Origin of the sequence: Actinoplanes sp. CA-131856 (assembly GCF_050956135.1) — a bacterium.
GTDB lineage: Bacteria > Actinomycetota > Actinomycetes > Mycobacteriales > Micromonosporaceae > Actinoplanes.
The window spans coordinates 1,792,571-1,812,002 of record NZ_CP191849.1; the positions used below are offsets into that span (position 1 = coordinate 1,792,571).

Here is a 19,432-nt window from a genome sequence, read left to right on the forward strand (position 1 = left end):
GGTCATGCTCGATGCCGGCCGAGCCACTCGGTCGCGAAGTCGACCAGTGACCGCTGGGGCATGAGGCGGGACTCGGCGTTGCCGACCGTGCCCAGCCGCACGGTGGACGCCGCCTCGTAGGCGTCGCCCAGCTCGGCGAAGTCGGACGCGTCGGCCACCGGCGCCGTCCAGGTGACCCAGCGGCCGGCGCCGGACGGATCGCGGACGGCGGCGCCGTGGACGGCCGTCGTGGGCCGGGCCTGGCGGCACTCGGCCAGGTGCAGCGACGTGTTGCGGGCGTGGCCGCAGCCCAGCAGCAGAACTTTGCCGTTCGCGCGGTAGACGGCGCCCAGCGGTGAGCCGTCGCCGAGGCCGTCCTCCAGAGGATGGGCGCCGCCGATCTCCTCGGCCCGGGCGCCCAGCGCGGCGAACGACACCTGCGGGTGGCTGCTGCGCCGGGCGCCGGGCCAGGCCCGTACGACCTCGGGCAGAACGCCCATCCACTGGCTGGGGGTGCGGGCCGGGTCGAAGCCGGGGCTCTGCTCCCGGAGCACCGGCCACCACTCGGCCGGCACGGGCGGGTTCTCCCACTCGGCCGGGTCCGAGTTGACCGGCGTGTGCGTGGGCACGACCAGGGTCCCTTCGGGACCGAGGACATCGAGCATTGCCTGTACGACTGCCTGGACGCCCCCGGCCACCGAACCGACCGCCCGCATCGACGAATGCACGAGCACCGTGTCGCCGGCGGCCAGCCCGAGCTCGCGGAGATCGGCGGTCAGGGTGCCGGTGGTGTGCGGGAGTGGCTGCGTCATGCGGTCATTGTGGCGGCGGGGGTGGATAACCCCCGGACCGGGTCGGATGGTTACCGGCTTATCGGCCGGCGTCGAGCTGCCTAGCGTCGAAGAGGTGATCGAACTACGTGAACTGAGCAAACGCTACGGCGGGCGGGCCGCCGTCGACGGGCTGAGCGTCCGGGTCCAGCCGGGCGTGGTGACCGGGTTCCTCGGCCCGAACGGGTCCGGGAAGTCGACGACGATGCGGATGATCCTGGGGCTCGACGCCCCGGATCATGGTGAGGCTCTGGTGGGCGGTGTGCCGTACGCCCAATCGCTGTGGCCTTTGAAGACTGTGGGAGCGCTGCTCGACGCGGGGGCCTTCCATCCGGGGCGCAGCGCCCGGGCGCATCTGAGGGCGCTGGCCGCCAGCAACGACATTCCGGGCTCGCGGGTCGAGGAAGTGCTCGGCATCGTCGGGCTGTCCGGTGTGGCGGGGCGCCGGGCCGGGACGTACTCGCTCGGCATGCGGCAGCGGCTCGGCGTCGCGGTGGCGCTGCTCGGTGACCCGGGCGTGCTGCTGCTCGACGAGCCGGTCAACGGGCTCGATCCGGAGGGCATCCGCTGGATCCGGGAGCTGCTGCGCGGGCTCGCGGCCGAAGGGCGGACGGTGTTCGTGTCGAGCCACCTGATCGCCGAGATGGCGCTCACCGCCGACCGGCTGGTGGTCATCGGGCGCGGGCGGCTGCTGGCCGAGACGACGGTGGCCGAGCTCGCGGCCGGCGGCGACAGCCTCGAGGACGCGTTCTTCCGGCTCACCGAGCAGGCCACCGACTATGAGGGGAAGACGTCATGAGCGGGTACGGACTGCGGCACGCGTCCCGGATGGAACGGATCAAGCTGGGCAGCGTCCGGTCGACGTGGTGGCTGGCGATCGCGGCGGTGGTCGCGATGGCCGCGGCCGGCGTGGGAGTGGGGCTCGGATATCGGTCGCACACGCCGGTCGCCACCGCCGCCCAGATCCTGAACAACAGCCTGGGCGGGGCGATCCTGGCCCAGCTGCTGCTGGGGGCGCTCGGCGTGCTGGCGATGACCGGCGAATACGGCACCGGGATGATCCGCTCGACGGTGGCCGCGGTGCCCCGGCGCCGCATCGTGCTGGCCGCGAAGGTCGTCGTGTGCGGGGGAGCGGCCCTGGCCACCGGGCTGATCGCGAGCTTCGCGGGCTATCTGGGCGGGCAGGTGGCGATCCGTGGAACGGCCATCCCGGCCGCCTCCCTGTCCGACCCCTCGATCCTGCGGCCGGTGGTGCTGACCGGGGTCTACCTGGGGGCCACGGCGCTGATCGGGGTCGGCCTCGGGACGATCCTGCGGCACTCGGGTGCGGCCATCGGCACGCTGTTCGGGCTGATGTTCGTCCCGATGATCGTGATCGGGTTGTTCGGGGAGAGCGGCATCGCGGTCGGCCGGTTCGTGCCGCTGCTGATGCTGCTCAACTCGATCGCGGTCACCTCGCCGATCCCCGGGCTGTTCTCCGGCGGGGTCAGCGTGCTGCTGATGTGCGGCTACGCGGCGGTGATGATCGTGGCCGGCGGCCTGCTGCTGCGTTACCGCGACGCGTGACCGGCGACAATGGTCGGATGACGGCCCTGCGCCGAGTGGTGTTCTGCGTCGCCGGCGTGATCAGCGCGGTCGCGATCCTGGCCGTGCCGGCGATCGTGCCCGGCCTGGCCGTGCTGATCCTGTGGGCGACCGGGGCCCTGGCCGAGCAGCCGGCGCCGGTCGTCGCCCCGGTCTTCCTGGTCCTGTTCCCGCTGACCCTCGCGCTCCTGGTCGCGGCGGCCACCTCGTTCGGGCGCGCGACGGGAGCCGTGCACCGCGGGCTCGCCCGCCGGTTGCTCGGCGAGCACGTGGACGCCCCGCCGCCCCGCCGGTCGAGGCGGATCTCCGACGGGCCGGGCTGGCGGGCCCTCGGCTACGGCGTGCTGAAGGTGCCCCTGGCCATCCCCGAGGGCTATGGCGCCTTCTGCTACGTGTTCGGCGTGGTCAACCTCAGCTATCCGTTGTGGTGGCCGCTGTTCCGCAACCATCCACCGGGCACCACCCTCGGGCCGGTGTGGGCGCTGACCCCGTTCGGCATGATCAGCACCCGCACGTTCGCCGGCACGTTCCTGATCGCCGCCGCCGGTCTGGCCATGCTGCTGGTGGCGCCGTGGCTGACGCGGGCCGGTCTGAGTCTCGACCTGGCCGCGATGCGGCGGCTGCTCGGACCGGGCCGGCTCACCGAACTGCGGGTGAGCCGGGCCCGGGCCATCGACGACGCGGCCGCCATGATGCGCCGGCTGGAACGGGATCTGCACGACGGCGCCCAGATCCGGCTGGCCACCCTGGCCATGAATCTCGGCATGGCCACCGAGAAGCTCGGCGCCGACGGCCCGCCCCCCGACCTGGAGCAGGCCCGCGAACTGGTCGCGCTGGCCCACCGGGGCGCCAAGGAGGCCCTGGCCGACCTGCGCGACCTGGTGCGCGGCATCCATCCGCCGGTCCTCGACAACGGCCTCGGCGACGCGCTGGCCACCCTGGCCGGCGGCAGCGCCATCCCGGTCACGGTGCGCGTCGACCTGCCCGTGCGCCCGGCCCCGGCGATCGAGACCATCGCCTACTTCTGCGCGGCCGAGCTGCTGGCCAACGCGGCCAAGCACAGCGGGGCGAGCAGGATCGACCTGTCCGTGGGCGGGCGCGTGAAGCTGACCGTGGAGGACGACGGTGCCGGCGGGGCCGACCCGGACGGCCCCGGACTGTCCGGCCTGGCCCGCCGCATCTCGGTCGTGGACGGCCGGATGAGCGTGACGAGCCCGCCCGGCGGACCGACCCGGGTCGAGATCGAACTGCCCACACACGTATGAACGGGGGAATGTCCATGCGGGTGGTGATCGCGGAGGATGCCGCGATGATGCGCGAGGGCCTGGTCCGGCTCCTCACCGACCGCGGCTTCGAGGTCTGCGCCGCGGTGGCCGACGCGGAGGCGCTGCGCGCGGCGATCGCCGCCGCCGTGCCCGACGTGGCCATCATCGACATCCGCATGCCGCCGACACACACCGACGAGGGCCTGCGCGCCGCCATCGACATCCGCCGCGACCATCCCACGGTCGGCGTGCTGGTCTTCTCCCAGTACGTGGAGACCCGCTACGCGACCCGCCTGCTGGCCGACCGCCCCACGGGCGTCGGATATCTGCTGAAGGACCGGGTGGCCGACGTGGCCGATTTCGTCGACGCCCTGACCCGGGTCGCCTCCGGCGGCACCGCCCTCGACCCGGAGGTGGTGGGCCACCTGATGCGGGCCGGCCGGGAGACCACCGGCATGGCCACCCTGACCCCACGCGAGCGCGAGGTCCTGGCCCTGATGGCCGAGGGCCGCTCCAACGCCGGCATCGCGGCCGCTCTGGTCATCACCCCCGGCGTCGTGGAGAAGCACGTCGCGAACATCTTCACCAAGCTCGACCTGCCCCCGTCCGACACCGACAACCGCCGGGTCCTGGCCGTCCTCCGTCACCTCGGCGGCTGAGCCCACCATTCGAGGTTGGCCGGAACATGCGACAGAGGCTCGATCAGTTCCCAGCCCTCGACGATCAGCCCGTCGGCCAGGCGCCAGATCTCGATGACGGCGATCTCGGCGCCGCCGGCGGGCAGGCCGCGCCGCGAATGGACGACGACGTGGTCGCCGTCGGCCAGCAGATGGGTGATGGTGACGCGCATGCCCGCCAGCGGGGCCTGGGCCTTGCCGAGGGCGGCCAGCCACTCCTGCTTGGTCGAGGTGATCGGGCCGGGGCGGTGGTGGCGGAAGTCGTCGCTGAGAGCGCGGGCCACGACGTCGACGTCGCCGGTCTCGACGAAGCCGGTCAGGGTGCGCTCGACAATGCTCTTGTTGGTCATGGGCACCAGTGTTTTCGGCACGTGCCGGCTTGTCGATGAAACGGCATGTCATGGCGTACGTCGCCAGAATGCGTACGCTCCATCGACGTGGACACGGTCGGGGAGCACCTGCGGCAGTGGCGGCAGCGCCGGGGACTCAGCCAGCTCGACCTGGCCATCGCCGCCGACGTGTCGGCGCGGCACATCAGCCTGGTCGAGACGGGAAAGTCGCGCCCCAGCGCCGACATGATCCTGCGGCTGGCCGAGCAGCTCCACGTGCCGCTGCGCGACCGCAACCGGCTGCTGCTGGCGGGCGGGTTCGCGCCCCGCTACCAGAGGCGCCCGCTGGACGACGCGGCACTGTCGGCGGCCCGGGACGCGGTGCGCAGGGTGCTGCGCGCGCACGAGCCGTACCCGGCCCTGGTCTTCGACCGGGGCTGGAACATCGTCGAGACCAACCGGGCGGTCGAGCCGTTCCTGGCCCAGGCCGACCCCGCACTGCTGAGCCCGCCGGTCAACCTGGTGCGGCTGGCCCTCGACCCGCGCGGCTTCGCCCCCATGATCGTCAATCTGGGCGACGTACGGTCGGTGTTCCGCACCCGCATCGGCCGCCAGCTCGCGACGGCGCCCGATCCCGAGTTGACCGCCCTCTACGAGGAACTGCTGGCCACAGCCCCGGGCCCCCGCGTCGACGCCGACGTCCTGATCCCCATGATCCTGCGCGTCGACGGCCGCGAACTGCGCCTGTTCTCGACCATCACCACGTTCGGCACCCCACTCGACATCACCCTCGACGAGGTCGCCATCGAGTCCTACTACCCGGCCGACGACGAGAGCGCCGCGTATTTCACCGCGAGGCAATCATGACGACCGCTCCTTGATCCTTGACCTGATCCGCGGCTCGCCCCCTCCCGTGAGCGGGCCGGTGTGCTGTCCGGCGGCGAGTCGGGTTGCGATACGTCACCGCATCACAGCGCTTGCGATCACCTTCCACCCGGACGCGGCAGCTCATCGAGGAGGCGCAAAGCGATCAGTTTCTCAGCGATGGGGATGCCGACAATGAGAGCAAGAGCCCACGCGGTGTGTGACGGAACCTCGGACACCAATGGGGCGGACACGAACAGGACGCTTGGGTTCCTGCCCTCGGAGGCCATCGCGGCGAGGCGGGGCGGCGGCGGTGGGCGCTTGCGTGGGTCGGACCGCGGCCGTGGCGGGCTCGTCGAGTACCGGTCAGCGCAGAACGGGTCGGCTGAACGGGCCGTGGTGGGGTGGTGGTGGGTGTCGTTAGCTTGCCAGCGTGGGGGCGGGGTCGAATGTTGCCTTGACCGCGGCTCTGCTGGCCTGGGTGCTGGCGGTGCCGCTCTGGTATGTGAGCAAGTTCGTCGTCGTGATCGCGCATGAGGCGGGGCATGCTCTGCTGGCTGTTCTGCTCTTCCGGGCGGTCAAGGCGATCCGGTTCGAGCGCACCGGCGCCGGGTCGACCGAGCCCAAAGAGGCGCTGCCGTGGCTGGTGGACATCTTCGTGACCATGGCGGGCTATCTGGGGCCCTCGATGTTCGGGCTGGCCGGAACCTGGATGCTGCTGCACGGGCACATCGACGGGGTGCTGTGGGCCAGCCTGGCCTTTCTCCTGCTCATGCTCATCGCGGTGCGCGGGATCGTCGGGTGGCTGATCGTGCCGGGGCTGATCGTGCTGGTCTGGATGATGGCGACCAAGGCCGACGGGCCGGTGCAGGAGCTCTACGCGCACATGTGGGTGTGGCTGCTGCTGATCGGGGCGGTGCAGCGGATGCTCGTCTTCATGACGTGGCGGGACTACACCATCGAAGGGGGCGACGCCGACGTGCTGCGGCGGCGGACGCTGGTGCCGCGGGAGATCTGGGCCGTGGTCTTCCTGGCCGCCACCGTCGTCGCGCTCGTCTGGGGTGGGGGGCTGCTCCTGCGGAATGCCTGAAGCTTTCGTTGCAGGACAGCCCGGCAGCCGCGGCAGAGAGGCCGGGACGCGCCTGCCCGGGCCCGACGGAGCGGGCTCGGGTCCAGGATGCGTACGTCTAAGTGATGCGTACGTCTAAGAGATGCAGGCGCAGACGATCAAAGCCGCACCGAAGTGCGAAGCGGCGCTGACCAGGGCGCCGCCGTGGCGCTCGGGGGTGCAGATGACCTCGCCGAGCTTGCCGGGGGTCATCCAGTCGAGGACCAGGAAGGCCAGGCCCATGATGCCGATGCCGATGATGCCGAACAGGACCGTGGAGGCGAGGCCCTGGCCGAAGTCGGAGTAGCTGGTGAAGATCGCCGTGGTGACGATGGCGGCGATGCCCAGCTGGTTGGCCGCCAGCAGCAGCGAGGCGTTGGGGTTGCGCTCCACGAAGATCAGGTCGCGCAGCTTGCCGGGGGTGAGCACGTCGATGAGCAGGTAGCCGACGGCCATGAGGCCGATGCCGACGATACCGAAAACGATGCTGCGGCCAGCACCTTCCAACAGATCCTCGAGCACGGCCTCTCCTTCACGTGATGTCAGGAGAGACCGTACAAGAAGGCGTCTACATAACTACAGCGCGCCCAGGTAACGCTGCCGCTCGTAAGGGGTGACCTCGCGGCGGTACTGCTCCCACTCGGCCCGCTTGTTGCGCAGGAAGTGGCGTTCGTCTTTGCCCACCTGCGCTGACTCGACCCTATACGCCATTGACCTGCTAGCGGAGCCGTCGCCGTCTGGCGTCATTTGTCAGCGTTGGCTACCCCCGGGCGGCCCACAGGCGGCCCCGCACGGCGGAAGCCGGCGTGTGCAACGTTGATGGACCATGTCGTGCTGTTGCCCACGGATCGTGTCATTACAAGCTAGTTTTGGTCTTGGGCAACATCGCCAGTCACCCATAGACTCTCGTCTTACAAGAGGGAGCCTTGGGCAAGGGGGAGATGCGTGTCGGAGCGTCGTTCTACACCCAAGCGAATTGATCCGAATGCTTATAACGCTCTTGCTGATGCACTGGCCGTTGTCGTGTGGAATAAACCAGCTTTTGCCCGTTTAGTGCGTGGCCTTTTGCGGGACGCGCCTGAGCTGCTCACTTCCCTAGACTTCACCAATGAAACGAAACGAGAATCAGCCGGCCGGCTTGTCGACGCTCTGATGGCCAATGAGCATCGTTATCAAGAGGTCACGTTATCGATCATGCTTACACTAGCGAAAATGGATTCCTTCCCGAACCTGGAGATCCAACGAGACCGGGAGGAGAAGTTGGAATCCGCTAGGTTCGCTGTTGCTCAACTTCAGGCTTGGACCCGGCGACATGGATCTGAAATTGAGGAGTGGGAGCGCAACGCGAAGCAGCGGGAGCAGGCTGCACGCGAAAACGAACGTGTAAGGAATTTTTCCCAGACACTTGAGCAGCTCAAGGATCAATTTATGACCTTGAGTGCAAGCGCTGATCCCCACGGGCGGGGCATCGAGTTCGAGCGCTTCCTGAATCGACTATTCGGTCTCTTCGATCTGGAGCCGCGTGCGTCCTACTCGCTTGCGCGTGAGCAAATCGACGGCGCATTTTCGTTCGACACCGATGACTATATTTTGGAGGCGAAGTGGTGGAACAGGCCAGTAGGAAGAGACCAGGTAGATATTTTTGCGGGGAAAATTCGACGCAAAGGAAGGAACGCGCTCGGCTTGTACATTAGCGTCAACGACTTCACAAGTGACGCACGCGAAGAGTATGAGCACTCCACTCCGTTTATCACTATGACAGGAGAAGACCTTTACTACATTTTAGACGGCAGGCTCCGTCTAGACGATGCCTTGCGCCTTAAGAAGCGTCATATGAACGAGACAGGAAATTGTTATATGCCGCCAAGGGAGATGCTTTAAAGGATCGTCCCGTTCTTCTCGATTGCAACACAACGCTGGAAAAGCGCTCCCGATCCTCGGTGGTCTAGGCTGACCGTGCGCACCAGCTCAAACCCCTGCTTAAGATAGTAGGTATGGAGTGATGCGTTTGTCCGCCACGCATCAAGTCGAAGCCATCGTTTACCGCGCTCGGCAGCGACGGCTTCCGCATAGTCCAACAGCTTGCCGCCTACATTCATGCCGGCCATGAACCGATCGACGACCATCCGGTGGACGTAGAGGGCATCAGATGGCAAGTCCTCGGGCATCCAAAACTCGGGATCGGCAAATCCGTCGACCGTCATCATTCCTATTGGCTGCCCCGTAAGGTAGGCGACGTAGCACTCTCCCTCCCTAATCGATTGCACAACTCTCTTGCGGATCTGCTCGGGTGTATTCGTTGCCCACTGGTCCGTGCCCTTTTGTGCCAGCCAGGCTTGCGCTTGACCGTATAGATGTACTAGCGATTCAACATCGTCTTCGGAGGCAAGGCGTACTCGAAGTCGCCCCATCACTTCGCCGCGTCTATTCCGCCGCGCTCGTACACGATGACATGACGGTCGCCTGGTAGAACGTTTACGACGACGCGTACCGGCGTGCCGTCTGGGCACAGCCCGGTGCATATATGGCAAGCAATCGGCGTGCCGGGACCCAGATCGAGCCTCCGGATCTCGTCGGGCGTGGGCATCCGCACATAAATCTCGTCCAGTGCGCGTACCTGTGGATAGCCGTTCTCCGCCAAGACCTGATTAGCGCCTCTCGCGATGTCTGCCGGTCGCATAATTTCAGTGTCTTGAACGAACTTCAGCGGATAGTAGCTGTCGTTAGTGTGGAACGGCTCACCGTCAAGGTAGCGGACACGTCTACGAACAGCGGCCAATTCACCGTCGGCCAGCTTAAGGCGCTTCTTGACGTCCGCTGGCGGTTCGACGATTGACACTTCGATCGTTTGCTGAGGCTCTCGTCCTTCAGCCGAATGGTCGGCCATGAACCGATCCATTTCAGGCGTCACAGGTTGCGGCCGGAACTCTTGCTGAGGCCGGTAAAAGAGTGGTTCGCGCAGTCGGACGAAGTACCCGCGAGGCGCTTTCGGAACGATCAGCCCCTCGTTCACGAGGGCTAGCAACGCCTGCCGCACCGTGGCGCGTGCTACCCCGTACTGAGAGGTGAGGTCAGCCTCAGTGGGTAGCTGGGTGTCAGGTTGATACGTGCCGTCGGAGATCTTGGATCGCAAGTCTTCCGCGATTTGAGCCCACACGGACGTCCTGCCTTGCCTGCTCACGGCCATGCCGTCACCTTCCCTGCCGATCTTTGTCTAGACAGCTTAGGCAGAATCCCTTGACACCGCATCAGGCCGTCTGGCACCTTCAGCACATCGGTATTGTCTAGTCAGTACAGACAGGCTATCCGGTAGAGCCGGCCGGGCTCCGACACGGCGGACGTGGCTCAAGAGCTGCACCGTTCGTGATCGTCCCGCCGAGCGCTTGTTGGTTGAGAACTGGATAGCGGGCCGTGACCTCCCCGTAGCCGTATCGAACGGTCGAAAAGGTCAACGCGTGTCGCTCAGGTCGGCACATCCCTTCCCTGATTTCCGCTGGTCAGCGCGGCAGTAGCCGCTGGTTGGTGCCGCGCTGACCCCTTTCTTGGAGGACACCCCGTGGGGGACCACTTCGACGAGCCGACCGCCGCCGACCTGGCCGCGATCGAGACCGAACAGCCGTTGATCGACGCTGAAATGGCGTGGCTCGACGCCGAGATCAGCATGTTGACCGCCGACGAGCGCGGCGGCACGAGCGAGATGGACCGGCAACGGCTGCGCCGGACCGAGTCCCGCGTCATCCGCGAAACCCTCGCCTACGTCGCCCGCCGACACGCCCGCAGCACCGACCCGCGCCGCGCGGCCTGATGGCCCGCGTCCGGGCCGCGTTCCACGACCCGGACGGCGACCGGTACGGCATCCCCACCTTTTGGTGGCGGGGTGCCCCGGACGGCTACGCCACGCGCCGGCAACTGCGTGAACGCGGCCTGTGCCCCGGCCGACAGCCGATCGCCGCACAGATTCTGTGGCGTGGCGTCGGCGGTATCCGAGCCGCCTACCTCTACCGCCTCGATCTGGCCCGGCCCAAGCGTGTCGCCACCCCGGCTGTGCTCGCTGCTCTGGCCAAGGCCATGCGAGCGCGTCGCACCTGCCCGACCTGCCGCCGCGTGCGGCCCTACGTCATCCCGCGCTCGCTCGGCGAGTGTCTTTCCTGCGCATCCCTGGAGGCCGCCGCATGACCGCCCCGACCACCACCCGCAGCGCCTACCCGGCGACCGTCGAAGAGCTGCTGCCCAAGGCCATCGAGCTGACCAAGACCCTTGGCGGAGAGCTGCCGTCGCGGAATCGCTTGATGAAGGAATTCAAGATCGGCGGGCCGAAGGCGAGCGACCTGCTTATCGAGCTGGGCAGACTCGCCGAGCGTGACCAGAACGTCAAGGACACCTACGCGGCGCTCCAAATCCGCGGAACCCTCGCCCCTCGGCCGGCGCTTCACCTGGTGCCCGAGACGCCCGACGCGCCCGAGCCGGCCGACGACACGGCGACGCCTGATGAGGTCGCAGCCGTGGCCACGCCGGTCACCCCGGCGACCGCCCCGACGGCTTCCACGGCTCCCGCAACCCCGGCCGCCGACAGCGACGCCGTGACACGGCTCAAGCGGCTCGGCTGGGCCGTGCGTGCGGTGTTCGTGCTGGGCATCGCCGCGTCGCTGGCCGGCAACGTGCTGCACGCGGACGACAACATGATCAGCCGGGCCGTGTCGGCGTGGTCGCCGCTGGCGCTGCTGCTCACGGTCGATCTGATCTCGCGGGTTCCGGCGCGGCGAGGTATCGCCTCGGTGGCCCGGTTGATCGCTACCGGGGTGATCGCGGGGATCGCCGCGTGGGTGTCGTACTGGCACATGGTCGGTGTGGCCGTTGAGTACGGCGAGACGGGCGCGTCGCCCTACCTGCTGCCGCTCAGCGTCGACGGTCTGATCGTGGTCGCCTCGATCAGCCTCGTCGAGATCGGCGGTCGCATCCGATCCCTGATCGACACCAAGTCCTAGATCCGCCCGACGGCCCGGCCCCAAGCCTGCAAGCACGAGCCGGACCGTCGGTCACCCCATCCAGTCACCAGACCTTTGGGAGGTCACCAGTATGGCAAGCAACCAGTTCAGCGCCAGCCCGGCCGGTAGCGAGCGCAGCGCCGCTGAGATCCGCCGGGCGCAGGACGCCGCCCGTGCCGCCGACGCCAAGCGGCAGAAGGCCGCTGTCGCCGCCGGCCCCGGCCGCCGCTCGATCGGCGGGTGATGACCGTGGGTCTGAAGAAGAAGACCTTCGCCATCGACCTCGACAGGCGGGACCGCTACGTGGTCATGGAGGAGTCCGGGACCAAGGGCGGCCTCTACTACGAGGGCACCACCAAGCGCCGCTTCGGTCTCGGTGACTCCATCCGCACCTTCCGCAAAGGCCGCTGACCGTCTCCGTCGCGAAACCCGTTGCAGGACAACGGGTTCCGCGTGCGGTGGCCGCCAGAGTGGCGGCAGGAGAGGAACGCCGATGGCCAAGCGAGTGCCGAACACGATCACTGACCAGCAGTGGGCCGACCTGCGTCAGCGCGCGGAGAGTGTCGCTCCGCCACTGCTCAGCGCCGAGGCCACCCGTCGCCGGAAGGCGACCCTTGCGCAGAAGCGCAAGGCCGATCAGAACTGACCGACCGCAGAAACACTTGATCTTAGGAGATGCGCATGGGTAGGAAGCCCACCGTCAACATCGCTTCCGGCAACGACACCGTAGCTGTGCAGGCCGGACAGGTCGGCTCGGCCGGCCGTAGCAAGGACCCGAAGACGCCGAAACCGCCGGCCGGCAAGGGCCGCGTGACGAACGTGGTCAGCGGTAACGCCCGCGTCGGTGTGCAGACCGACGGCGTGATCGGCGACATCACGATCTCGTTCTAGAGCCGCCCGGCGGCACGGCCTCAGCCTCGCAAGCACGTGCCGTGCCGCCGGTCCTCACCCCGCGTCCCATCGACACAGGAGAGGGGACCTCATGGTCCCGCAGGACACCCCGCGCACCTACACCCACCCCGACGTGTTCACCCGAGGTCTCGCCGAGGGATGGGCCGACCCGCAGACCGATCCGACCCGCATCGACTGGCCCACGCGGCAAGCTACCGCCGCAATCCCGTTCGAGATCATCGACGGCCGGCCGGTCAACCCGTGCCAGAGCACCGGCATCCGCTACGGCCGTAACGAGCTGGGGCACTGGGGAGAAGCCCTGGCCGCCGACGCGGTTGTCACCGCCACCGACGGCACCGGTACTCGCTGGCTGCTGCTGATCGAGCGCTCCGACGGGCACGGCTGGGCACTGCCCGGCGGGTTCGTCGACCCCGGTGAGACCCCCCTCGACGCGGCTGTCCGCGAGCTGCGCGAAGAGACCGGCGTCCGTGTCAACGGCGCGGACCCTTGGGCGCGCGCTATGCCGCCTCGGTACGTGCCCGACCCGCGCGCCTCGGATGAGGCGTGGATGGTCACCGTCCCGGTCCGCATCGACCTCGGCCGGTTCGACAGCCTGTCGGAGTTCCCCCAGCCGCGCGCCGCCGACGACGCGGCCCGCGCGGAATGGATCCCCGCGCGCACCTACGAATCTCTGCTCAACTGCCTGCACGGCAACGTCGGCGGCCAACTCTTCCCGGCTCACCGGGAGATGCTCGCCGCCATCCTCGGCCGACGCGGAGATGCACGATGACCGCACCGGCTGTCCTCGTGCCGGTCGACGAGACCGCCCCGGCCCAGATCGCCGAGCGTGCCCTGTGCGCGCTCGGCACCACCCACCAGCAGGTCGCCGCGTCCCTGGCCGCCGCCGGGCACACCGGGCGGCCGGACGTCGCGGCTGACTGCCCGATCGCCCGGTACCTGCTCGCCACCGACCCTCGACTGGCCTGCGTGACGGTGCTCGACGACGCGGCGCGGCTCGACACGGCCGACGAGTACGCCCGGGTGAGCTTGCCCGATCCGGTGTTGGCGTTCGTGGCCCGCTTCGACCTCGGCCGCTACCCGCACCTGATCGCAACTTCGCAGCTCTACCCCCTCGCAGACCCAGGCACGACAGGCGGAAGGGAGACCGCATCATGAGCATCCAGACTCAGCGACCTGACCCGAAAGACGACGACCGGACCGTCGTCGAGCCTGACCTCGGTGAGGTGGTGGACCTGGAGGCTGCCCGCCAGCGCCGGGAGACCGCTGCTCTGGCCCCGGCCGAGGTGCCCGACGACGTGGTGCCCGACGAGTCCGGCTCGGCGGATGCCGAGGTGCTCGAAGGCGAGATCGTGGCCGCGCAGGTCATGGAGGCACCGCCGGAGCTGAAGCAGTGGGCGTGGGCGGTCGGCTGGAAGCACAAGCTGCACCGGCTGTGGACCTACAAGTGGCGCTACCTGTGGAACACGATCGCCGTGTTGATCCCGTGGGCTCTGCGCGCGTCGGGCTGGTGGTTCCGGGGGATCGCTCGCTCGGTGACCGATTTCTTCGACTACGTCGACGACCGGCAGGCCCTGGCCATCGCCGATCAGACGGCCGGGGCGGTGGACGGTAAGGCCGATGTGGACGCGTGGCTCAAGGCCCGCGCCGAGCGGCACCGGGAGGTCAAGGACCGCCGCCGGGTGGTCCGCTCCCGCACCATCCTGCCGTTGGTCGCGCTGGCAGGGTTGGTCGGGCTGCTGATCTGGCTCGGCCGAGGTGACATGATCCGCAGTAATCTCGGGCACGCCGCCATGGCGGGGTGGGTGGCGCTTGGGTGCTGGCTGGTCTGGTACGGCCGGGCGCGTACCGCGCCGTTCCTGCCGCAGTTCCGGGAGCCGTCGCCGTATCCGCCGGTCACCCACGACACTGTGACCGGCGCGCTGCTGGCCACGGGGATCACCCAGTTCCGCGAGGTGGTGAAGGCCGGGCACTCGCCGGTCGATGTGATCTTCCGCGACGACGCGGCGGGCGGGAAGATCGCCGAGACTCACCCGATTCCGGGCGTGACCACGCAGATGGTGATGGCTAAGTCGATCGTTATCGCCGGTGGCCTGAAGCGCCCGCCGGCGATGGTGCACCTGTCGCAGGCCCCCACCGGGGTGCCGGGGCACGTGGAGATCCTGGTGCTCGACATCGACCCCGGGCAGACCAAGCCGAAGCGGTTCGCCTACCTCGGCAAGCCGGTCAACGTCGGCGCGCCGTGCACCATCGGCTACGACCCGCGTAACCGGCCGGTGCGCTGGCCGCTGCCCGGGGCGAACGGCATCACCACCGGCACCCCCGGCTCGGGCAAGACCGCCTACCTGATCGGGCTGGCGTGCCTGGCCGCCGCCGACGTCGACGGCGCGCAGCTCGCGGTGTTCGACTTCAAGGGCATGGGCGACTACGCCGAGTTGGAGCCGGTCTGCTACGCCTACGGCGCTGACGCCGACCCGACCGAGACCGCCCGCATGCTGGTCGGCTACCTCACCGCCCTGAAGCGGGAGATCGTCCGACGGCGACAGATCCTGACCGACCTGAAGAAGGTCGGCTCGGAACTGCTGGACAACAACGCGGCGGCGCTCACCGACCGGCTGGCCCGGTCGAAGAAGCACAAGATGCCGTGGATCCTGGTCATCATCGACGAGGTGCACGAAGGGCTCGGCGACCCGATCTACGGCAAGGAGATCGCCGCGCTGCTGACGGATCTGATGAAGATCGACCGTGCGTGCGGCATCCACGTCGAGATCGCTTCGCAGCGCACTGACAGCGACACCATCCCGACCTCGATCAGTTCCCTGCCGATCGTGCGGGTGGCGTTCCACCAGAACGGCCAGCCGGGCAACGACATGATCCTGGGTACCGGAGCCTACAAGCGCGGCGTGGACGCGACCGCGTTCCGGCGCGGCGCGGCCGGCAGCGCCGCCGATGACCGGGGCTCCTGCTGGTACATCGGTTCCGAGGGCGGCGAGCCGGTGCGGGTACGCACTACGTTCGTGCTCCCCGACGTCAAGCGGATCGTCGCCACGGCGCTGGAAGGCCGGACCAAGGCGGGCACCCTGATCGGTGCGGCGGCTGGCATCGTCGAGCAGGTCGAGACCGCACCGGCGCACAGCGCGCTCGACGACGTGCGCGCGGTGTTCATCGGCGACGAGATCGCCCTGCACGGCGACGTGATCTTCCATCGGGTCAACACCCGGCATTCCGACCGGTGGAAGTCGCAGGCCGCGCTGATGGCCGCGCTCAAAGCCGAAGCGCCCGGCTGGAAACAGCCCACCGTCGACGTCGGACAAGTCCGCCCGGCCGACGCCCCGGTCGACGCCGGGATCGAGAAGACCCGTAAGGGCATCCGCCTCGCCCATCTCGACGCCGCAATCACCGAGCGTGACGACAAGAGAGGTCAGTGACGGGCGACCGGTGGGCCGGAAACCGGCCCGGCGACATCGGCGATCGGCGGAGATCGGGCCGCGAGGCCTAGCGGGTGATCCCGCGAGGCCTCGCGGGTCCGCTAGCCCCCACCCTCGCCCCCAAAACCGAACCAGACCAGCCGACTCGCTCCTAGCGCCCGGCGTGGCCCCGCACACCCGAAAACCGCTCTGGAGGCCCTGGTGACCACCCCTACCCGCAACCCGCTATGGGCAATGTTCGCCCTGATTACGGGCCTGCTATGGCTCGCCGCCCGCGCCGCGCCCGGACTGTCCCTGATCACTCTGGGTAGCCTCGCGGCCTGTCTCGGGCACCCCTGGACAGGCCTCGCGGTCGCCGCCCTCGGCGCGATGGTCTACCGCGTGCAGTGCTCGCGCACTCCGTACGCCCGCTGCCTGCGATGCCACGGCACCGGCCACCACGCACGGCGCCGCACCCGCGCGTGCCGCGCCTGCCGGGGCAAAGGCGTCCGAATGCGATGGGGACGTCGAGTGATGAACACCTACCGCCGCGCCACCTACACCGCTCCCACCGCACCCGACGCCCGCCCGGCACGGCCGATGACGCCGAGCAGCTACGCCGAGGCCCTGCGCGACAACAGCGACCACGAGGCAGGCAACCGATGAACCTGCGCGCCGGCCGCCGTATGCAGCGTCAGCCCACACCCCACACCGACTGGTGCGCCCGCGACCACACCTGCGGCATCGACACGCACCGCGCCCGGCCGGTCGTGACCGTCCGGGGAAGCGGTCGGGCCGTCATGACCCGCACCCGCGCCGGCGACGTCGACTACGCCGAGGTGCTCATCCGGATCCCGCTACACGGGCGCGAGGACACCGCCCGGACCCAGCTCGCCACGCTGCTGCGGCTGCTCGGCGACCTGCTCGCCGCTGTCATCGCCCGGCCGCGGGTCCTGCCCACCCGTGCCGACCGTCCTGCCCTCGATCGGAGGCCCGCAGCATGACCACCACGACCAACCCCACCGACACCACCCGTCATGCGCTCACCGACGGCCTGCACGCCCTGGCCGACTTCCTCGCTGAGCACCCCGACGTGCCCGCCCACGCCGACATGAAGGTGCTCTACTGCGTGCTCGGTGACGACGACGCGGCCGGGCTGACGAACCTGTCCGCGATCGCCGCCGCCCTCGGCGCCGAGGTCACCGGCACCGGCGGCGCGCCGATCACCGAGCACACCACGCACTTCCAGGCCGGACGCCGGTTCGGGCCGGTCGCCTACCGGGCCGTCTACGTCACCAAGGCCGAGATGGCCGACTACGCCGCGCTTTCCAGCTACAGCAGCAACATCCGCGCCGAGCGGCCGGAGGTGACCGCGTGACCACCATCACCGGCGCCGCGCCCGGTATCGCCATGATCCCCGAGAACGAGTGGCTGACCGGATTCGTCGCCGTCTCGATCCGCTTCCCGGCTGACCCCGGCGCCCACCGCATCGAACGCCTCTACCACCGCCCCGACGGCACGGAGATGGGCGCGCCGACCAAGTTCGACGGCAGCACCCCGTTCCGCGACGAGATCCGCCCCGCATGTCGCCCCGGCAGTGATCCGAGCGACCGCCTCTACGAGCTGTCGGTGCCTGCTGCCCTCCATCGTGGAGCGTCTGCCTGCTTGGACCCGGCATGTTTCGGGGGTGAGTCGACGTGCTGACCGTGGCGGACTACTTCTGCGGTGCCGGCGGGTCCTCCTCCGGCATGGAGCAGGTCCCGGGGGTGCAGGTGCGCATGGCCGCCAACCACTGGGACCTGGCCATCGCCACCCACAACGCAAACCTGCCGCACGCCGACCACGACGTGGCCGACATCGCCGCGATCGACCCGCGTCGGCATCCGACCACAGACATCGGCTGGTTCTCGCCCGAGTGCACCAACTGGTCGGTGGCCCGGGGCAAGAAGGTCGACTACGACGGCAAGCCGGTACAGCTTGAGCTCGGCGAGGAGTACGCGGAGCCGCTGCCCGACGAGGCCGCCCACCGCTCCCGGATGCTGATGCAGGACGTGCCCCGCTTCACCGAGGTGCACCGCTACCGGGCGGTGCTGGTGGAGAACGTCACCGACGTGCTCATGTGGGAGCACCTCGACGAGTGGCTCGCTCGGATGGACAAGCTCGGCTACGACCACGAGATCGTGGTGCTGAACTCGGCGTTCGCGGCGACGCTCGGCCCGGGTGCTCCGCAACTGCGGGACCGCGTCTACTTCGTGTTCTGGCGCAAGCAATACAAGCGGCCCGACTTCGCGAAGTGGACCCGCCCGCGGGCGTGGTGCGACACGTGCGGCGTAGTACAGGCGGTCATGGTGGCCAAGCCCGGCAAGCGGCGGGCGATGCGCTACGGCCAGCAATATCACTTCAGGTGCCCGGCGCTGCGCTGCCGGGGCGCCCGGGTGCAGCCGTATGTGCTGCCCGCCGCCGCCGCGATCGATTGGTCGATCCAGGGCCAGCGGATCGGCGACCGCGCCAAGCCGTTGCAGCCCAAGACGGTCGCTCGGATCGAGGCCGGTCTCAAGCGGTACGCGCAGCCGATCACGTTGGAGGCGGCGGGGCACACGTTCGAGCGGCGGCCGGGTGTGCGGTCGTGGCCGGTGGACCGTCCGCTGACGGCGCTGCACACGACCGCGTCGAAGGCGGTGGCGTGCCCGCCGATGCTGGTGCCCTGCGGTGGCGGCCTGAACGAGTCCGCCTCGCCTGCGGACCGGCCGATGCGGACCCGCACCACCCGCGAGACCGAAGGGGTCGTGTGCCCGCCGTTCCTCGCGCCGCTGCGGTCGGGGCGCGCCAGGACGAGCCGCCTGGAGGAGCCGCTGGCGACCATCGTCGCGGACGGCGGGAACCACGCCCTGATCGAGCCGCTGCTGGTGCCGGTAGAGGGCCGCGACGGCAAGCAGGCCCGCCCGGTGTCGGCGCCACTGCGGGCGCAGACGGCCCGGCACGAGAACGCGCTGGTGGTGCCGGTGCGCAACAACGGGGTGGCCAAGCTCGCCGGTGAGCACCCGCTGCTGACATTCGCCGCGGGCGGCACCCATCAGGGGCTGCTGATGCCGTACGACGGCCGGACGCTGCGCCCGCTCGACATGCCGTTGCCGGCGCAGACGACGGTGCAGGGCGACGCGTTGCTCGGTGTGGACCTGGCGGTGGACGACTGCACGTTCCGGATGCTCGAGGTGGACGAGATCCGCGCCGGGATGGCTTTCGCGCACGGGTATGTGCTGCTGGGCACCAAGCGCGAGCGCGTGCGGATGCTCGGCAACGCGGTGACCCCACCGGCCGCACGTGATCTGGTGGCCGCCGTGGTCGAAGCCATCACCGGCGACCAGTTCGACCTCGCAGCGTGAGCCGCGCCGCCCCGGCCGCGCTGGCATGCGCGGCCGGGTGCGGCATCCCGCTGCACCCGGCCGCCGCCGACGGCGGGCACACCACCCACCCCGGATGCGACCCCGCCGGCCG

27 protein-coding genes are annotated in these 19,432 nt (G+C 69.2%); 22 read left to right on the forward strand and 5 right to left on the reverse strand.

The window, feature by feature from the left end:
- Window positions 1–2 precede the first annotated feature (2 nt).
- Window positions 3–791: an AAC(3) family N-acetyltransferase gene (locus ACQP2X_RS08665; protein ID WP_498695590.1), complete on the reverse strand. Its 789-nt coding sequence runs from the start codon at window positions 789–791 to the stop codon at window positions 3–5.
- A gap of 94 nt (window positions 792–885) precedes the next feature.
- Between ACQP2X_RS08665 and ACQP2X_RS08670 the strand changes: the two genes are divergently transcribed.
- The 4 genes from ACQP2X_RS08670 to ACQP2X_RS08685 are packed head-to-tail and all read left to right on the forward strand — an operon-like array spanning window position 886 to window position 4,317.
- Complete coding sequence (locus ACQP2X_RS08670; RefSeq protein ID WP_498695592.1) at window positions 886–1,608, forward strand: ABC transporter ATP-binding protein; 723 nt, start codon at window positions 886–888, stop codon at window positions 1,606–1,608.
- The gene (locus ACQP2X_RS08675) at window positions 1,605–2,375 is read left to right on the forward strand and encodes an ABC-2 transporter permease (protein ID WP_498695594.1); all 771 of its coding nucleotides are present in this window, start codon (window positions 1,605–1,607) and stop codon (window positions 2,373–2,375) included. The genes ACQP2X_RS08670 and ACQP2X_RS08675 overlap by 4 nt, the downstream gene beginning before the upstream one ends.
- A 17-nt stretch (window positions 2,376–2,392) precedes the next feature.
- Window positions 2,393–3,658, forward strand: coding sequence for a sensor histidine kinase (locus ACQP2X_RS08680; RefSeq protein WP_498695596.1), 1,266 nt, complete (start codon window positions 2,393–2,395; stop codon window positions 3,656–3,658).
- 14 nt (window positions 3,659–3,672) lie between these two features.
- Window positions 3,673–4,317 carry a response regulator gene (locus ACQP2X_RS08685; RefSeq protein WP_498700863.1) on the forward strand — a complete coding sequence of 215 codons (645 nt, stop codon included), beginning with the start codon at window positions 3,673–3,675 and terminating at the stop codon, window positions 4,315–4,317.
- Here the strand turns inward: ACQP2X_RS08685 and ACQP2X_RS08690 are convergent.
- On the reverse strand, window positions 4,302–4,685 hold the full coding sequence (locus ACQP2X_RS08690; protein ID WP_498695598.1) for a nuclear transport factor 2 family protein: 384 nt from the start codon (window positions 4,683–4,685) through the stop codon (window positions 4,302–4,304). The genes ACQP2X_RS08685 and ACQP2X_RS08690 overlap by 16 nt on opposite strands.
- A gap of 45 nt (window positions 4,686–4,730) precedes the next feature.
- Between ACQP2X_RS08690 and ACQP2X_RS08695 the strand changes: the two genes are divergently transcribed.
- Entirely contained in the window at window positions 4,731–5,531 is an 801-nt protein-coding gene (locus tag ACQP2X_RS08695; RefSeq protein WP_498695600.1) for a helix-turn-helix domain-containing protein, read from the forward strand.
- 454 nt (window positions 5,532–5,985) lie between these two features.
- Window positions 5,986–6,618 (forward strand): M50 family metallopeptidase, encoded by a 633-nt coding sequence (locus ACQP2X_RS08700; protein WP_498695602.1) that lies wholly within the window; start codon window positions 5,986–5,988, stop codon window positions 6,616–6,618.
- A 114-nt stretch (window positions 6,619–6,732) separates the two neighbouring features.
- Here the strand turns inward: ACQP2X_RS08700 and ACQP2X_RS08705 are convergent, their stop codons facing one another.
- The gene (locus tag ACQP2X_RS08705; protein WP_498695604.1) at window positions 6,733–7,158 is read right to left on the reverse strand and encodes a DUF350 domain-containing protein; all 426 of its coding nucleotides are present in this window, start codon (window positions 7,156–7,158) and stop codon (window positions 6,733–6,735) included.
- Between the two features lie 423 nt (window positions 7,159–7,581).
- On the opposite strand from ACQP2X_RS08705, the gene ACQP2X_RS08710 reads away from it, so the two are divergent.
- On the forward strand, window positions 7,582–8,517 hold the full coding sequence (locus ACQP2X_RS08710) for a restriction endonuclease (RefSeq protein WP_498695605.1): 936 nt from the start codon (window positions 7,582–7,584) through the stop codon (window positions 8,515–8,517).
- Here the strand turns inward: ACQP2X_RS08710 and ACQP2X_RS08715 are convergent.
- Entirely contained in the window at window positions 8,514–9,158 is a 645-nt protein-coding gene (locus tag ACQP2X_RS08715; RefSeq protein ID WP_498695606.1) for a GNAT family N-acetyltransferase, read from the reverse strand. The two genes, ACQP2X_RS08710 and ACQP2X_RS08715, sit on opposite strands and share 4 nt — an antisense overlap.
- The gene (locus tag ACQP2X_RS08720; protein WP_498695608.1) at window positions 9,047–9,823 is read right to left on the reverse strand and encodes a GntR family transcriptional regulator; all 777 of its coding nucleotides are present in this window, start codon (window positions 9,821–9,823) and stop codon (window positions 9,047–9,049) included. The genes ACQP2X_RS08715 and ACQP2X_RS08720 overlap by 112 nt, the downstream gene beginning before the upstream one ends.
- Window positions 9,824–10,192: 369 nt before the next feature.
- Between ACQP2X_RS08720 and ACQP2X_RS08725 the strand changes: the two genes are divergently transcribed.
- From ACQP2X_RS08725 to ACQP2X_RS08795, 15 genes are all read left to right on the forward strand, one after another.
- Window positions 10,193–10,441 (forward strand): DUF6284 family protein, encoded by a 249-nt coding sequence (locus ACQP2X_RS08725; RefSeq protein WP_498695609.1) that lies wholly within the window; start codon window positions 10,193–10,195, stop codon window positions 10,439–10,441.
- Complete coding sequence (locus tag ACQP2X_RS08730) at window positions 10,441–10,812, forward strand: RRQRL motif-containing zinc-binding protein (protein WP_498695610.1); 372 nt, start codon at window positions 10,441–10,443, stop codon at window positions 10,810–10,812. The genes ACQP2X_RS08725 and ACQP2X_RS08730 overlap by 1 nt, the downstream gene beginning before the upstream one ends.
- Window positions 10,809–11,621: a DUF2637 domain-containing protein gene (locus ACQP2X_RS08735; RefSeq protein ID WP_498695612.1), complete on the forward strand. Its 813-nt coding sequence runs from the start codon at window positions 10,809–10,811 to the stop codon at window positions 11,619–11,621. The genes ACQP2X_RS08730 and ACQP2X_RS08735 overlap by 4 nt, the downstream gene beginning before the upstream one ends.
- 91 nt (window positions 11,622–11,712) lie before the next feature.
- Window positions 11,713–11,865, forward strand: coding sequence for a hypothetical protein (locus ACQP2X_RS08740; RefSeq protein ID WP_498695614.1), 153 nt, complete (start codon window positions 11,713–11,715; stop codon window positions 11,863–11,865).
- Entirely contained in the window at window positions 11,865–12,032 is a 168-nt protein-coding gene (locus ACQP2X_RS08745) for a hypothetical protein (RefSeq protein WP_498695616.1), read from the forward strand. The genes ACQP2X_RS08740 and ACQP2X_RS08745 overlap by 1 nt, the downstream gene beginning before the upstream one ends.
- Before the next feature lie 82 nt (window positions 12,033–12,114).
- On the forward strand, window positions 12,115–12,267 hold the full coding sequence (locus ACQP2X_RS08750; RefSeq protein ID WP_498695618.1) for a hypothetical protein: 153 nt from the start codon (window positions 12,115–12,117) through the stop codon (window positions 12,265–12,267).
- 35 nt (window positions 12,268–12,302) lie between these two features.
- The gene (locus tag ACQP2X_RS08755) at window positions 12,303–12,512 is read left to right on the forward strand and encodes a hypothetical protein (protein WP_498695619.1); all 210 of its coding nucleotides are present in this window, start codon (window positions 12,303–12,305) and stop codon (window positions 12,510–12,512) included.
- A gap of 91 nt (window positions 12,513–12,603) precedes the next feature.
- Window positions 12,604–13,302: an NUDIX domain-containing protein gene (locus ACQP2X_RS08760; protein ID WP_498695620.1), complete on the forward strand. Its 699-nt coding sequence runs from the start codon at window positions 12,604–12,606 to the stop codon at window positions 13,300–13,302.
- Complete coding sequence (locus ACQP2X_RS08765; protein ID WP_498695622.1) at window positions 13,299–13,688, forward strand: hypothetical protein; 390 nt, start codon at window positions 13,299–13,301, stop codon at window positions 13,686–13,688. Before ACQP2X_RS08760 ends, ACQP2X_RS08765 begins: the two co-directional genes overlap by 4 nt.
- On the forward strand, window positions 13,685–15,958 hold the full coding sequence (locus tag ACQP2X_RS08770) for an FtsK/SpoIIIE domain-containing protein (RefSeq protein ID WP_498695624.1): 2,274 nt from the start codon (window positions 13,685–13,687) through the stop codon (window positions 15,956–15,958). Before ACQP2X_RS08765 ends, ACQP2X_RS08770 begins: the two co-directional genes overlap by 4 nt.
- Window positions 15,959–16,159: 201 nt before the next feature.
- Window positions 16,160–16,603 (forward strand): hypothetical protein, encoded by a 444-nt coding sequence (locus ACQP2X_RS08775; RefSeq protein ID WP_498695626.1) that lies wholly within the window; start codon window positions 16,160–16,162, stop codon window positions 16,601–16,603.
- A complete protein-coding gene (locus ACQP2X_RS08780; protein ID WP_498695628.1) occupies window positions 16,600–16,941 on the forward strand; it encodes a hypothetical protein in 342 nt (113 codons plus the stop codon). Before ACQP2X_RS08775 ends, ACQP2X_RS08780 begins: the two co-directional genes overlap by 4 nt.
- Window positions 16,938–17,315, forward strand: a complete 378-nt coding sequence (locus tag ACQP2X_RS08785; RefSeq protein WP_498695630.1) for a hypothetical protein — start codon at window positions 16,938–16,940, stop codon at window positions 17,313–17,315. The genes ACQP2X_RS08780 and ACQP2X_RS08785 overlap by 4 nt, the downstream gene beginning before the upstream one ends.
- Window positions 17,312–17,641 carry a hypothetical protein gene (locus ACQP2X_RS08790; RefSeq protein WP_498695631.1) on the forward strand — a complete coding sequence of 110 codons (330 nt, stop codon included), beginning with the start codon at window positions 17,312–17,314 and terminating at the stop codon, window positions 17,639–17,641. The genes ACQP2X_RS08785 and ACQP2X_RS08790 overlap by 4 nt, the downstream gene beginning before the upstream one ends.
- The gene (locus ACQP2X_RS08795) at window positions 17,635–19,320 is read left to right on the forward strand and encodes a DNA cytosine methyltransferase (RefSeq protein ID WP_498695632.1); all 1,686 of its coding nucleotides are present in this window, start codon (window positions 17,635–17,637) and stop codon (window positions 19,318–19,320) included. Before ACQP2X_RS08790 ends, ACQP2X_RS08795 begins: the two co-directional genes overlap by 7 nt.
- Window positions 19,321–19,432: the final 112 nt, after the last annotated feature.